Below are 13,721 nucleotides of genomic sequence, written 5' to 3'. Positions count from 1 at the left end.
GGGCCGGTTCAGGCCGGAACGGGACGACAGGCGGCAGAGTGACTGAACCTTCGCACGAGGTGGCCGACCTCGGGCTGGCGGCGGCCGGCGTGCGCCGGGTGGACTGGGCGGAGCGCTCCATGCCGGTGCTGCGCAGCGTGCGTGAGCGCTTCGCCGCCGAGCGGCCCCTGGAGGGCCTGCGGATCGCGGCGTGCCTGCACGTGACCGCGGAGACCGCGAACCTGCTGCGGGCGCTGCGCGCGGGCGGGGCCCGGGTGTGGCTGGCGGCCTCCAACCCGCTGTCCACCCAGGACGACACCGCCGCCGCGCTGGTCGCCGAGTACGGGATCTCGGTCCACGCGTGGGCCGGGATGGATCCGGCCACCTACGACCGCAACCTGCTCCGGGTCCTGGAACCGCGCCCCCATCTGCTGCTCGACGACGGCTGCGACCTCGTCCACGCGGTGCACGCCCTGCGCCCCGAGCTGCTGGAGGACGTGATCGGCGGCTGCGAGCAGACGACCACCGGGGTGATCCGGCTGCGCCGGATGAGCGCCGAGGGGGAGCTGCGGCTGCCCATGGTCGCGGTCAACGACACCGCCACCAAGCGCATGTTCGACAACCGGTACGGCACCGGGCAGTCCACCGTCGACGGCATCCTGCGCGCCACCAACGCGATGCTCGCCGGACGCACCGTGGTCGTCGCGGGGTTCGGCTACTGCGGCCGCGGCCTGGCCGAACGGCTCCGGGGCATGGGGGCCCGGGTGGTCGTCACCGAGGTCGACCCCGTCAAGGCCCTCGACGCCGCGATGCAGGGCTACACCGTCGCGACCATGGCCGACGCGGCCCCGGTCGGCGACGTGTTCGTCACCGCGACCGGCAACCGCGACGTCGTCCGGGGTGAGCACCTCGCCCGGATGAAGGACGGTGCGATCCTGGTCAACTCCGGCCACTTCGACCTGGAGATCGACCTCGCGGCGCTCGACGCCGCGGCCGTGTCCGTCCACCGCGGTGTGCGCGAGCACGCCGACGAGTACGTGCTCGCGGACGGCCGCCGCCTCCTGCTGCTGTGCGAGGGGCGCCTGGTCAACCTGGGCGCGGCCGAGGGGCATCCGGCCGCCGTCATGGACATGTCCTTCGCGGTGCAGGCCCTCACCACCGAGTGGCTGGCCCGCAGCCGTGCCGGCCTCGCACCGGGAGTGATCGAGGTCCCGGCCGAGCTCGACAGCGAGGTCGCCCGGCTGGAACTGGCCGCGCTGGGGGTGGGCATCGACACCCTCACCCCCGACCAGGAGGCCTACCTGCGCTCCTGGCACCCCTGACGGCTCACCGCGGCAGGTGCGGCGGGAGGGCGGCCTCGTGGCGGCGGCGCCGCTCGGCGAGGACAGCGGCGAGGAAGTACGGCGGAGGAGTGCCCGGCGGCGGGGGAGGACTGATCTGGGCGGCGACCTCGTCGGCCAGGCGGGCACCCATCTCGTAGCGGGTGTACTCGGCCAGCTCCGCGTAGCGCAGCACGTACTGGCGGGCCGCGGCCGCGGTCTCCGGAGACAGGCGGGCCAGCTCCGCGCCGGCCGCCCACCCCGCCAGCTGCGGCGGCATCGGGACGGCCTCCTCACGGGCGCGTCCGGCGCGCTCCTCCACGACCATCGTGCCCGCCACGAAGTCGCCCACACGGCGGCCGTCGCGGCTCAGCATCGACACGATCAGGGCGATCACGCCCGAGGTCATCCAGACCTCCACGAACGACGCCAGGGCCCTGGCGAGGGCCTGGCGGAACCGCTCGGGGGAGCCGTCGGTGCCCACGACGCGCAGGCCCATCGCCATCTTGCCGAGGGAGCGGCCCCGGGAGACGGTCTCGAACGCGGTCGGGTAGCCCACGAAGACGAGGATCGTGCCGCCCAGGCTGATCGCGGCGACGGCCGCCGGGTCCAGTTCCGTGCCCATCCACAGGGTCAGCGTGGTCAGCAGGACGATCAGCGCGATCTGCACGATCATGTCGATGACCAGAGCGACGGCCCTGGTGGCGAAACCCGCTGGGCGCAGGTCGAGCACCACCGCGTCACCTGTGACCAGGGGCGTCGCGCCGTACGCGCCGTCGTGGCCCTGGCCGTGGACGGGATAGGACACCGGCACTCGCTCCTCGGGGCTGTCGGGAACCTGTCCACCCGACACTACCCGCCGCCCGGGACCGGGTTCGCGCCGGTCTCCGCCGCGCGGACGGGACCCGGTAGGGTCCATTGCGTGGATATCGACGTGTTCGCCGCGGCGCACGCCCGGGAGTGGGAACGGCTGGACGAGCTGGTGCGCAGGCGCCGGTCGCTCGACGGCGAGGAGATCGACGAACTCGTCGATCTCTACCAGCGGGTCTCCACCCATCTGTCGGTGGTGCGCTCCTCCGGCCAGGACCCCGCCCTGGTGGGCCGGCTGTCCGCCAAGGTGGCGCGGGCCCGCTCCGCGGTGACCGGGGCGCACGCGTCCGCCTGGAAGGACGCCGCCGGCTTCTTCACCCGGGTGTTCCCCGCCATCCTGTACCGGCTGCGCTGGTGGTGGATCGGCACCACGGCGGGGGCCGTGGCGCTCGCCGGGGCCACGGCCTGGTGGGTCGCGGCCAACCCCGACGTGCTGCACGCCATCGGCACCCCGGAGACCGTGTCCCAGTACGTCGAGTTCGAGTTCGCGAACTACTACGTGGAGAACCCCCGTGCCTCCTTCTCCGCGCAGGTGTGGACCAACAACGCCTGGGTCGCGGCGCAGGCGATCATCTTCGGTGTCTTCCTCGGCCTGCCCACCCTGTGGGTCATGGGGCTCAACGCGGTCAACGTCGGCCTCGCAGCCGGGATGATGACCGCCTACGGCAAGGCCGACGTGTTCTTCGGCATGATCCTGCCGCACGGGCTGCTGGAACTGACCGCGGTCTTCGTCGCGGGCGGTATCGGCCTGAAACTGGGGTGGACCGTCATCGCCCCGGGCGACCGCACGCGCCTGCGCGCCCTCGGCGAGGAGGGCCGCGCCGCCGTGGCGGCGGCGCTGGGCCTGGCGGTGGTGCTGTTCGTCTCCGGGCTCATCGAGGGCCTGGTCACGGGCAACATGGTCGCCGGGCACATCCCCGTCCCCGTCGCCCTGGGCATCGGTGTCCTGGCGGAGGCGCTCTTCCTGCTGTACGTGTTCACGGTCGGACGCAAGGCCGCCCAGGAGGGCGAGACCGGCGACATCGAGAACGCCCCGGAGGCCGTCCCGGTCGCCTGAGGCACCCGGTCCTGCGCGCGGGCCCCGCGGTCCCGTACCTCCGGCTCACGCGGACGTGCGCCACGGGTACAGGACCACGGCCCCTACAGGCGGCCCTGGGCCTTGAGGTTGATGTAGGCGTCGGCCAGGGCCGGGGCGATGTGCTCGGGATCGGCGTCGACGACCTCCACACCCATGCGGCGCAGCTCCGCCGTCACCCGGCGCCGCGCGCCCAGCGTCCGCTCGGCGGCGCCCGCCCGGTACAGGGCGGTGGAGGTGCCGCGCTCGGCGGCCATCGCGTCCACGGCGGGGTCGCGCACCGCCGCCACCATCACGAGGTGGCGCGACGTCAGCGCGGACAGCCGCGGCAGCAGGCCCTCCTCCAGGGAAGCGGGGTCGAGGTCGGTCAGCAGCACCACCAGCCGCCGTGTCCGCCCCTGCGTCCCCAGGACGGTGCCCACCAGCCCGGCCGGGTCGGACTCCACGAGCTCCGCCTCCAGCGGCGCCATGGCCTCCACGATCCGGCTCACCTGACTGCCCCGGCCCGAGGCGCGTACCTGAGCCCGGACGCGCCGGTCGTAGGCCAGGAAGTCCACCCGGTCGCCCGCCTTGCCCGCCAGCGCCGCCAGCAGCAGCGCGGCGTCCATGGCGTGGTCCAGCCGCGGGGTGTCGCCCACCCGGCCGGCCGACGTGCGCCCGGTGTCCAGCACGACGAGGATGCGCCGGTCCCTCTCGGGCCGCCAGGTGCGCACCACCACGCCGTCGCCGCGCGCGGTGGCCCGCCAGTCGATGGACCTCACGTCGTCCCCGGGCACGTAGTCGCGCAGCGAGTCGAACTCGCTGCCCTGTCCGCGCACCATCGCCGTGTGCTGCCCCTCCAGCTCCCGCAGCCGCGACAGCTTTCCGGGCAGGTGGCGGCGGCTGTGGAACGGCGGCAGGGTCCGGACCGTCCACGGCGCCCGGAGTGTGCGCTGGCGCCCTGCCAGCCCCAGCGGACCGATGCTGCGCACCGTCACCCCGGCGGCGTGGGCGTCGCCCCGCCGGGTGGGGGTCAGCTCCGTCGCCACCCTGCGCCGCTCGCCCGGGTCCACCCTCAGCCGGTGGCTGCGCGGGGAGGCGTGTGCGCTCGGCGGCCACGCGTCGCGCACGAGGCCGCGCAGGCGCCGCCGGGTGGGGTTGGTGACGATCACGTACACCGTCGCGGTCTCGCCCAGACGCAGCGACGTGTCCCCCTCGCGGGACAGCCGCATCGCCCGCGGGCTCGCCGCCAGGAGCACGTCCAGCGCCACCAGCAGCACGACCAGGGCCACGGCGACACCCGCCGCCTGCGGACCCAGCAGGCCGGAGAAGGCCACCGCGACCGTCGCGAGGAGCGCGAGCAGGGCCGCCCGCCCGGTGACCGCCATCAGCGCGGCACCGGGACGGAGGCGAGCACCCCGTCCAGGATTCCGTCGGTGGTGGCACCCTCCAGCTCCGCCTCCGGCCGCAGCGAGATCCGGTGCCGCAGAGTGCCCTTGGCCAGGGCCTTCACGTCGTCGGGTGTCACGTAGTCGCGACCCGACAGCCACGCCCACGCCCGGCTGGTGCGCAGCAGCGCGGTGGCACCGCGCGGGGACGCGCCCAGCTGCAGCGACGGCGACTGCCGGGTGGCCCGGCACAGGTCCACGATGTAGCCGAGCACCTCGGGCGCCACCCGGACCTGTTCGACCGCGGCGCGCGCGGCCCTCAGCTCGGCGGCCCCCGCCACCGGCTCCACGCCCGCGGCCCGCAGGTCGCCCGGGTCGAACCCGGCGGCGTGGCGGCCCAGCATGCCGACCTCGGAGGCTCTGTCGGGCAGGGGAACGGTCACCTTGAGGAGGAACCGGTCCAGCTGCGCCTCGGGCAGGGGGTAGGTGCCCTCGTACTCGACCGGGTTCTGGGTCGCGGCCACCATGAACGGGTCCGGCAGCGCCACCGGGCTCCCTTCCACGGTGACCTGCCGCTCCTCCATCGCCTCGAGCAGGGACGCCTGCGTCTTGGGCGGCGTCCGGTTGATCTCGTCGGCCAGCAGCAGGTTGGTGAACACCGGGCCCTTGATGAACTCGAACTTCGCGGTGTGCTGGTCGTACACCAGCGACCCCGTCACGTCGCCCGGCATCAGGTCCGGGGTGAACTGCACCCGCTTGTGGTCCAGGGACAGGGCCGCCGACACGGTGCGCACCAGCAGCGTCTTGGCGACACCCGGCACACCCTCCATCAACACGTGGCCGCGGCACAGCAGCGCCACGACCAGGGCGGTCACCGTCTCGTCCTGGCCCACGACCGCCTTGGCCACCTCGCGGCGCAGGGCGACCAGCGCCGCCCGCGCCTCGTCGGCGGATGGCAGTGACTCGGGTGTGATGGCGCTCACGTGCCGTCTACCTCTCTCGATACCTGAAATACTTTCGCGGCTCCGGAAGGAACCGGTCATCTCTGCAGCCTGCGGACCCGCTCGTCGAGCCCGTCGGCGAGCCGGAGCAGCGCCTCGTCGTCGGCCGTCCAGGGGTCGGGGGAACCGGGGTACAGCAGTGCCCGCAGCTCCTCCGGGGCGTCACCGGTGCGGTCGGCCAGGGCCGACACGACCGCTGCGGGGGAGGCGTCCGCACCCAGGCCCAGCCGGGGCACGTTCCGCTCCAGGAAGCCCGAGCGCAGTGCCGACGCCACGCGGTCGCGCGCCTGGCGGGACCGGTAGAGCCCCGCTCGCCCCTCGGTGGTCTCCGAGGCCCGCACCACCACCGGCAGGGCCTCGGGGACCAGGGCACCCAGACGCCGTCCCTGCCACAGGGCGAGCAGGGCCAGTGTCAGGAGCAGTGGAAGGAGCGACCAGCGCAGGCCCGGCGGCAGCAGTTCCACCGGGCTCGCACCGCCCTCCTGCTGCGGCGGGTCCGGCCGCAGCCACACCACGGTGTCGGCGTCCATGACGTTGAGGGCCAGCGCGGCGTTGCCCGCCCGGTCCAGCGCGTCGTTGACCAGGGGAGTACCGGTGCCCAGCACCGTGATGGCGGCACCGTCCCGCTCCACCCGGACCAGTGCGTCCCCCGTACCGCCGGGATAGCAGCCGGTGCCGGCGGAAGCGGTGTACAGCTCGCCGTCGAGGTGCACAGGGCCCGCCGCCGCGGCCGCGGGCAGGTCGCAGTGCGGCTCCAGGCCGGCCCCCGAGAACCCTCCCAGGAGGGACTCCCCGTCGCTGCGGCCGGAGACCTCCACCCCGGGCGCGAAGGCCTCCAGGGTGTTGACCCCCGGCTGCACCAGGACGGTGTCGGCGCCCAGGCCGGCCAGCCGCTCCAGCTCCTCGGGGAGCAGCCGGTGGTCCATCGTCAGCACGAGTACCGCGTCACCGGCCCCGGAGACCGCCTCCGCGGCGGCCTCGGAGGAGCGCACGACCTCGACCTCGCGGTCCTCGCGCAGCACGTTCACCAGTGCGCGGGTGCCGTCCGGCTCGACGCTGCCCGGTTCCAGATGGCCGGTGGGGAACTGCTCGCTGCCCAGCGACGCCAGGACCGAGACCGTGAGCAGGACGGCGGCCACGGCGAGGGGAAAGCGGAGGGCGTGCCAGGCCCCGCGCGCCCGGGACCCGGGCGCCTCGGTCGGTACCTGGGGGGAGGCGGTCGTCATCGGCTCTCCTCCTCGGCGGCGGCCGGGCGTTCCGCCCGCAGCCGCTCGTCCAGCTCACGCAGGGCGGCCGCGGCCTCGGCCGTGGCGATGCGATCGCCGTAGACCACGTCGTTGAAGACCTGCGCGCCTCCGTGCAGGGCCTCGGACAGACCGGGCAGGACCGCCGCGGCCTCGTTCGCCAGCTCGGTGGCGGTGCGTCCGGCACGCGGGGTGAGGATCGCCCGGTCCTCCAGGTCGACGCTGACGGCGCGCATCCGCTCCGCGATCGCGCTCGCGTACTCGCCCGCGGCCTCGTGCCGCTCGGCCGCGGCCCGGTGGTCGGCGGCCGAGCGCGGGGTGCTCTCGTGCACGGCCCCTTCGGCGCGCCGGGTGCGCGAGGGGCGCAGCCAGACGACCAGCCAGACCACGAGCGCGGCCAGGACCAGCAGGAAGGCGACGGTCACCCAGGTGCCGCCCACCCCCGGGACCGCTACCGGGATGCTGCCGATCAGCTCCCAGAACCAGTTCAGGAAGCGGTCGATCAGGGAGGGTTCGGCCTCCCTGTACACGGGGTCGCCGAGCTCGCGCAGGGCGCGCTCGCGCCCCTCCTCCCCGGTCACCTCCCGGGCGGTCGGCGAGGAGGCGCTCACGCGGAGTGCCCCGGGAGGTAGATCTCCGGACCGACGGCCCGGCCGGACTGCACCGCGCTGTGCAGCTTCAGGTCGAGCCCCTCACGGCGCATGCGCAGGTCGACGTAGAGCAGTGTGGAGACGCCGACCTGGAACGGTGCGGTGATCGCGTGGGCGAGAGTGGTCCCCGCGAACGAGAGCACGCCGGCGACGACGGCTGCCCACAGCACGCCGGGGAAGCCCATGGAGAGGAGCAGGCCGCCGATCTGGAACGGGCTCACCAGGATGTTCACGACGAAGTAGGCGAGAATGGTCGTCAGCAGGAGGATGCCGAACACCCTCCACCGGCTGCCCTCCGTCAGACGCCAGGAACGGGCCAGGGCGCCGCCCACGCCGAGGCCTTCGAGGACGAGGGCGCTCATCGCGAAGTTGATGCGCACCGCGAACCACCAGTACACGGCGAAGCCGAGCGCGAACATCACCACGATGAAGGCGAACAGGAGAAGGACGCCGACCACCTCGTTGCCCACGGCGACCACGGCGAAGCTCAGGAAGATGCCGATGAAGCCGACGAGGACCGCCGCGGTCAGGGCGGCGAAGAGGATCAGCGACTGGAGCACGGACAGGCCGATGATCGGCCAGATCCGGCCGCGTACGGCCGTCCACGCCTCACCCGGCCCGAGCTTGTACCCGAGGACGGCCATGCCGACCACGACGGTCAGCAGGCCCGTGACCAGGGCGAGCCCCAGGGAGGTGAGGAGGCTGCCCCCGAGCAGGCCGAGGAGCGACCAGCCGCTGATGCCGAGCGGGTTGTCCGGGTCGGAGTAGTAGGGGTCCTCCAGGGTCTGCTCCATGAGCAGGCCGTAGTCCGCCATGTAACCGGTCATGCCGAAGGCGCTGACGATTCCGGCGACCGACATGACGAGCAGCGAGAGCCCGACCATGGTCTTGGGATTGTGCCGGATGAGCGTGAACGCGCCGTTGAGGACGTCCCCGAGGGTCATCGGCCGCAGCGAGACCACACCGGGCCGGGGCGCGGCCGGGCGGGCCTGCGTCCCGTGGCCGTACGGAGGCTGCTGCCCCTGCTGCCACTGGGCTCCGGGTGGTCCGTAACCCGGGGGGACGTTCGCCCCCGGCGCCCCGTGGCCGTACGGGGGCTGCTGCCCCTGCTGCCACTGGGCTCCGGGCGGTCCGTAGCCGGGCTGCGGTGCGCCGTACGAGGGGGCGGGGGGCGCCTGCCCCGAGCCGGGAGCCGCGAACCCCGGGCCGGGTGCGGCCGGCGGCGGCGAGGCCGGGCGCCCGTCTCCGCCCGGGGCGGCCCAGTCGTCTGCGGCGGCACCGGGTTCGGACGCTCCGCTGCCCGCCGATTCCCCGGGGTTCTCCCCCGGCACGTCCCGGTGGCCGTCCTCCTGGCTCATCTGCCCTCCGCACTCCGTGGGGTTCGGTCACACTGCGCGATCGGTTCGGCGCGGCGCTCACATGCTGTCCTGATCCAACCTACCGGCCGGTTCCGGCGATCTCGGGCGGTGTCCGTGCATGCACGTGCCCAACCGACTCACTTCATTCTTTTTGTATGCTTTCTGTTACCAACAGGACGAGTCGCATCGGTTTTCGAACGCATCCCCGCCAGATCTGACACCGCCGGGGTCGAAAACAGCCCGATCGGGCCCAAAGGGACCGACCGCACTCCTCGCCGCGTCCGAAGATGGCAAGGTAGGGGGACCGGAGGCAGTTCCTTGCCTCGGGCAAGGGCGCACAGGACCGTATGACGCCACTTGAGTGTTCGAAGAGAGGAGTAGGCGCCGCGAAACCGCCCGCAGGGGCGGCGACGACGCCCGGCGCCGGACACACCTATGAAGGGACGTGTACTGGTTGTCGACGACGACCTCGCACTCGCCGAGATGCTGGGCATCGTGCTGCGGGGCGAGGGGTTCGAGCCCTCGTTCGTCCACGACGGTGACAAGGCCCTGGAGGCCTTCCGCGAGACCAAGCCCGACCTGGTCCTCCTCGACCTGATGCTGCCCGGAGCCGACGGCATCGACGTGTGCCGCCAGATCCGCGGCGAGTCGGGCGTACCGATCGTCATGCTCACGGCCAAGTCCGACACCGTCGACGTCGTGCTCGGCCTGGAGTCGGGCGCCGACGACTACATCGTCAAGCCGTTCAAGCCCAAGGAGCTCGTGGCCCGCATCCGCGTGCGCCTGCGCCGCACCGAGGAGCCCGCCCCCGAGGTCCTGCAGATCGGTGACATCACCATCGACGTCGCCGGGCACGCCGTGCGGCGCGACGGCGAGCAGATCAGCCTCACCCCGCTGGAGTTCGACCTGCTGGTCGCCCTGGCCCGCAAGCCCCGCCAGGTCTTCACCCGCGAGGTGCTGCTGGAGCAAGTCTGGGGCTACCGCCATGCCGCGGACACCCGCCTGGTCAACGTCCACGTGCAGCGCCTGCGCGCCAAGATCGAGAAGGACCCGGAGCACCCCGAGGTCGTCGTGACCGTCCGCGGCGTCGGCTACAAGGCCGGCACCGCCTGAGCGGCGCGGAGCGTCCATGACCGCGTCCGCACCGGAGGAGGAGCGGGCCTCCGGCCTCGGAGCACGACGTACCACCTCCCCGCCCTCCGGGGCCGACGGCTCCGGAGGGCGGCGCGGTGAGCCCGGCTCCGGGCTCACCCGCGCCTACCTCTTCGCCCAGCGCACGGCCCGCGCCCTCGTGCGCGGCGTCCACACCAACTGGCGCCGCTCACTGCACCTGAGGGTCGTCTCCACCACCCTGGTGCTGTCCGCGGTGGTCATGCTCGGCCTGGGTTACGTGCTCGTCTCCCAGGTGCGCAGCGGCCTGCTCGACGCCAAGATCGACACCGCCGTCAGCGACCACCGGGCGGGGCTCAACTACGCGCTCGCCGAACTCCAGGAGAGCGAGACCGTCGACCGGGACCGGCTGCTCTACAACATCGTCGGCGAGCTGACCAGCCGCAGCGGCGACACCGGCCAGTTCGGCGTGTTCATCCTGCCCTCCGTCGACGACGAGGCCGGATGGGCGACCGGGGAGAACAACAGCGTCCCCCAGCGCCTCATCACCCAGATCCGCCAGTCCACGAGCGATCAGCAGTACCACACCTACACGCGCATCGAGCAGGACGGAGCGGAGGAGCCCGCCCTGGTCGTCGGGGCCGAACTCACCCATGCCTACGAGCTCTACTACGTCTTCCCGCTCCAGCACGAGCAGGAGATCCTCGACCTGGTCCAGCACACGGTCGTGCTGGTCGGTGCCCTCCTCGTCGTCCTCTTGGGGCTGATCGCGCTCGTGGTCACCCGCCAGGTCGTCCATCCGGTCCGCTCGGCGGCCGGCTCGGCGGAGCGCCTGGCGGCCGGCGACCTCACCGAGCGCATGGCGGTGCAGGGCGAGGACGACCTCGCCCGGCTCGCCCTGTCCTTCAACGACATGGCGGGCAACCTCCAGGAGAAGATCCAGGAGCTGGAGGAGCTGTCCAAGCTCCAGCGCCAGTTCGTCTCCGACGTCTCCCACGAGCTGCGCACCCCGCTGACCACGATCAAGATGGCCGGGGACGTGCTCTTCGACGAGCGCGAGGAGCTGGAACCCACCATGCGCCGCTCGGTGGAGCTGCTGCAGAGCCAGGTGGAGCGGTTCGAGGAGCTCCTGGCCGACCTGCTGGAGATCAGCCGCCACGACGCGGGCGCCGCCACCCTGGGCACGGAGTCCGCCGACATCCGCGACGCCGTGGTGAAGGCCGTCGGCGACGCCGAGCAGATCGCGGAGAAGCGCGGCATCAAGGTCGTCATGCGGCTGCCGGCCGATCCCTGCACGGCCGAGTACGACCCCCGCCGGATCAACCGCATCCTGCGCAACCTCGTGGTCAACGCCATCGAGCACAGCGAGGGGCGCGACGTGGTGGTCACCGCGGCGGCGGACCGCGATGCGATCGCCGTCGCCGTGCGCGACTACGGCGTGGGCCTGAAGGAGGGGGAGGAGCACCTGTGCTTCGACCGCTTCTGGCGTGCCGACCCCGCCCGTGTGCGCACCACCGGCGGTACCGGCCTGGGCCTGTCCATCGCCAAGGAGGACGCCGCGCTGCACGGCGGCTGGCTCCAGGCGTGGGGCATGCCCGGCCAGGGGTCGCAGTTCCGGCTGTCCCTGCCCCGCAGGTCCGGCGACGAGTTGCGGGGCTCCCCCCTGCCGCTGGTCCCGCCGGAGTTCGCGATGGGCCGCAACTTCACCCGTGAGGGAGAGGAGAACCCTTGAACAGCCCCCTCCTCCGCGCCCCCGTGCTCCGCACCGCTCTCGCGGCCGCCTCGTGCCTGCTCCTGGCGTCCTGCGCGAGCGTTCCCACGACCGGCCCCGTGGTGCCGAGCGACGGCGGAGACTCGTCCGCCGACCCCTACGGCCAGTACGTGCGCCTGCTGCCCGCCGGTCCGCAGACGGGTGTGGCACCGGAAGGGCTGATCAGCGACTTCCTCAAGGACATGGGCAGCTTCGAGGAGGACCACAAGGCCGCCCGCAGCTACATGCTCCCGGAGACGCAGCAGGAGTGGCGGACCGGCGGCTCGGTCATGGTCTTCGACAACCTCAACACGGTCGACCTGGAGGCGGAGGTCAGCGGTGACGGGCTCACCGCCACGGTGCGCATGCGCAGTCCGCTGGTGGCCACCATCGACGAGAACGGCAAGTACGTGCCCAGCCGTGCGGGGGTGCTCCTCGACGAGACCTTCGTCCTGGCCCGGGAGAACGGCGATCCCGAGGGGGAGTGGCGCATCCGGAGCCTGCCCGACGAGCTCATCCTCAGCCGGCTCGACGTGGAGCGCACCTACCGGCCCTTCAACCTGTACTACTACAACGCGGAGGACAGCGCTCTGGTACCCGACCCGGTCTACCTGCCGGTGAGCACCGACCAACTGGCCGAGCGCCTGCTGCAGCAGCTCGTGGAGGGGCCGACCGACTGGCTCGCACCCTCCGTGGGGACGGAGTTCGCCGAGGGGGTGCCCACCTCGGTCGAGGTGGACGAGGAACGGGCCGTCGTCAGCGTCGGCAGGGCGGGCGGCGACGAGTTCAGGATGGGTGCCCAGATCGCCTGGACCCTGCGCCAGCTGCCCGAGGTCCAGGACTTCACCCTCCGGGTCAACGGCTCCGAGGTGGCCTTCGCCGGAGCCGAGGGGCAGAGCCCCGAGCGGCCGCGCCCGGCCAGCAACTTCTGGCAGAGCGTCGGTCCGGGTGCGGTGTCGCAGGACGTGCACGCCTACTACACGCACGAGGGCCAGCTGTGGTCGGCCTCGGACTGGGACAGCGACGTGATCGGAGAGCCCGAGCGGGTGCCCGGGCCACTGGGCGCCGGCGACGTGCAACTGGAGCGGTTCGCGGTGTCGGTGGACGAGCGCACCGTCGCGGGGATCACCCTGGGCGGGGGCACGGTCGTGACGAGCCGGACCAGCCCCGGGTCCCAGGTCGTCGAGGTCCTGGACGACGGTGTCTTCAGCGAACTGTCGTGGGACGCGGGCGGAAACCTGTGGGTGGTCGAGGAGGTCCCCGAGAGCGGCGAGGAGGAGCCGGAGGAAGAGCCGGGAGGGGAGGCGGCCGAGGCCGGGACGACGGAGCTGTGGATCCTCCGCGGCGGCGAGCAGGTGGTCCGCGTCGACGTGCCGGGTCTGCGCAACGAGTCCCTCGTGCACTTCCGGGTGTCCCGCGACGGGGCGCGCGCCGCCGTGGTCACCGAGGTCGACGGGCGCAGGTCGCTCAAGCTGGGCCGCGTGGTCCACGACGCGGACGGCCAGGTCTCGGTGGAGGGCTTCATCACCCTGGCCCAGGAACTGGAGAACGTCACCGACATCGCCTGGCGCTCGGCCGACCAGCTGGCCGTTCTGGGCAGCCGTGAGGGCGGTACGCCCCAGGCGTTCCTGGTACCGCTGGACGGCGGTACCCCGCCCGCCAGCGTCGGCAACTCGGTCACGGGCATGGTCAGCCTCTCGGGAGCCCCGGGCCAGCCCCTGGTCGTGGGCACCGACGAGGGCAGCATCTGGATCTCCAACGACCGCATGAACTGGCAGAACGTGACGGAGGGAAGCTCGCCGACCTTTCCCGGCTAGCCCGCCCGTCACCCACCACCACCCTCAAAGGCCGGCCTCCGGCCGTCGTCGTTTCGCCCGTCACCCACCACCACCCTCAAGGGCCGGCCTCCGGCCGTCGTCGTTTCGCCCGTCACCCACCACCACCCTCAAGGGCCGGCCTCCGGCCGTCGTCGTTTCGCCCGTCACCCACCACCCTCCA

The 13,721-nt window shown here is 72.9% G+C and carries 11 protein-coding genes; 5 read left to right on the top strand and 6 right to left on the bottom strand.

The window, feature by feature from the left end:
• The first annotated feature begins 38 nt into the window (after nt 1-38).
• The gene (gene ahcY, locus FHS13_RS03435) at nt 39-1,301 is read left to right on the top strand and encodes an adenosylhomocysteinase (protein WP_184287342.1); all 1,263 of its coding nucleotides are present in this window, start codon (nt 39-41) and stop codon (nt 1,299-1,301) included.
• A gap of 4 nt (nt 1,302-1,305) precedes the next feature.
• On the opposite strand, the gene FHS13_RS03430 is transcribed toward ahcY, so the two are convergent.
• Nucleotides 1,306-2,106 carry an RDD family protein gene (locus FHS13_RS03430; protein WP_343064884.1) on the bottom strand — a complete coding sequence of 267 codons (801 nt, stop codon included), beginning with the start codon at nt 2,104-2,106 and terminating at the stop codon, nt 1,306-1,308.
• A 114-nt stretch (nt 2,107-2,220) separates the two neighbouring features.
• Between FHS13_RS03430 and FHS13_RS03425 the strand changes: the two genes are divergently transcribed.
• Complete coding sequence (locus tag FHS13_RS03425; RefSeq protein ID WP_184287336.1) at nt 2,221-3,225, top strand: stage II sporulation protein M; 1,005 nt, start codon at nt 2,221-2,223, stop codon at nt 3,223-3,225.
• Between the two features lie 83 nt (nt 3,226-3,308).
• On the opposite strand, the gene FHS13_RS03420 is transcribed toward FHS13_RS03425, so the two are convergent.
• Genes FHS13_RS03420 through FHS13_RS03400 form a run of 5 tightly spaced genes read right to left on the bottom strand, consistent with a single transcriptional unit; the run spans nt 3,309 to nt 8,863 of the window.
• On the bottom strand, nt 3,309-4,610 hold the full coding sequence (locus tag FHS13_RS03420) for a DUF58 domain-containing protein (RefSeq protein ID WP_184287333.1): 1,302 nt from the start codon (nt 4,608-4,610) through the stop codon (nt 3,309-3,311).
• Nucleotides 4,610-5,593: an AAA family ATPase gene (locus tag FHS13_RS03415; RefSeq protein ID WP_184287328.1), complete on the bottom strand. Its 984-nt coding sequence runs from the start codon at nt 5,591-5,593 to the stop codon at nt 4,610-4,612. Before FHS13_RS03415 ends, FHS13_RS03420 begins: the two co-directional genes overlap by 1 nt.
• A gap of 56 nt (nt 5,594-5,649) precedes the next feature.
• Complete coding sequence (locus FHS13_RS03410) at nt 5,650-6,837, bottom strand: DUF4350 domain-containing protein (RefSeq protein ID WP_184287325.1); 1,188 nt, start codon at nt 6,835-6,837, stop codon at nt 5,650-5,652.
• The gene (locus FHS13_RS03405) at nt 6,834-7,466 is read right to left on the bottom strand and encodes a DUF4129 domain-containing protein (RefSeq protein WP_184287322.1); all 633 of its coding nucleotides are present in this window, start codon (nt 7,464-7,466) and stop codon (nt 6,834-6,836) included. Before FHS13_RS03405 ends, FHS13_RS03410 begins: the two co-directional genes overlap by 4 nt.
• Complete coding sequence (locus FHS13_RS03400) at nt 7,463-8,863, bottom strand: glycerophosphoryl diester phosphodiesterase membrane domain-containing protein (protein ID WP_184287319.1); 1,401 nt, start codon at nt 8,861-8,863, stop codon at nt 7,463-7,465. Before FHS13_RS03400 ends, FHS13_RS03405 begins: the two co-directional genes overlap by 4 nt.
• Nucleotides 8,864-9,298: 435 nt before the next feature.
• Here FHS13_RS03400 and mtrA point away from each other — a divergent pair, with 435 nt between their 5' ends.
• The 3 genes from mtrA to FHS13_RS03385 are packed head-to-tail and all read left to right on the top strand — an operon-like array spanning nt 9,299 to nt 13,540.
• Complete coding sequence (gene mtrA / locus FHS13_RS03395) at nt 9,299-9,976, top strand: MtrAB system response regulator MtrA (RefSeq protein ID WP_184287316.1); 678 nt, start codon at nt 9,299-9,301, stop codon at nt 9,974-9,976.
• A 16-nt stretch (nt 9,977-9,992) separates the two neighbouring features.
• Nucleotides 9,993-11,705 carry an MtrAB system histidine kinase MtrB gene (mtrB, locus tag FHS13_RS03390; protein WP_184287313.1) on the top strand — a complete coding sequence of 571 codons (1,713 nt, stop codon included), beginning with the start codon at nt 9,993-9,995 and terminating at the stop codon, nt 11,703-11,705.
• Nucleotides 11,702-13,540: an LpqB family beta-propeller domain-containing protein gene (locus FHS13_RS03385; protein ID WP_184287310.1), complete on the top strand. Its 1,839-nt coding sequence runs from the start codon at nt 11,702-11,704 to the stop codon at nt 13,538-13,540. The genes mtrB and FHS13_RS03385 overlap by 4 nt, the downstream gene beginning before the upstream one ends.
• Nucleotides 13,541-13,721: the final 181 nt, after the last annotated feature.

The sequence above is a fragment of the Nocardiopsis algeriensis genome, assembly GCF_014203695.1.
GTDB lineage: Bacteria > Actinomycetota > Actinomycetes > Streptosporangiales > Streptosporangiaceae > Nocardiopsis > Nocardiopsis algeriensis.
The sequence above is the reverse complement of the archived record's forward strand: the minus strand, read 5'-3'. Positions and strand labels throughout refer to the sequence as shown.

Coding starts and splice junctions, on each gene's coding strand:
- mtrA (WP_184287316.1), top strand. CDS start 9,299: ATGAAGGGACGTGTACTGGTTGTCGACGACGACCTCGCACTCGCCGAG.
- FHS13_RS03400 (WP_184287319.1), bottom strand. CDS start 8,863: ATGAGCCAGGAGGACGGCCACCGGGACGTGCCGGGGGAGAACCCCGGG.
- FHS13_RS03420 (WP_184287333.1), bottom strand. CDS start 4,610: ATGGCGGTCACCGGGCGGGCGGCCCTGCTCGCGCTCCTCGCGACGGTC.
- FHS13_RS03410 (WP_184287325.1), bottom strand. CDS start 6,837: ATGACGACCGCCTCCCCCCAGGTACCGACCGAGGCGCCCGGGTCCCGG.
- mtrB (WP_184287313.1), top strand. CDS start 9,993: ATGACCGCGTCCGCACCGGAGGAGGAGCGGGCCTCCGGCCTCGGAGCA.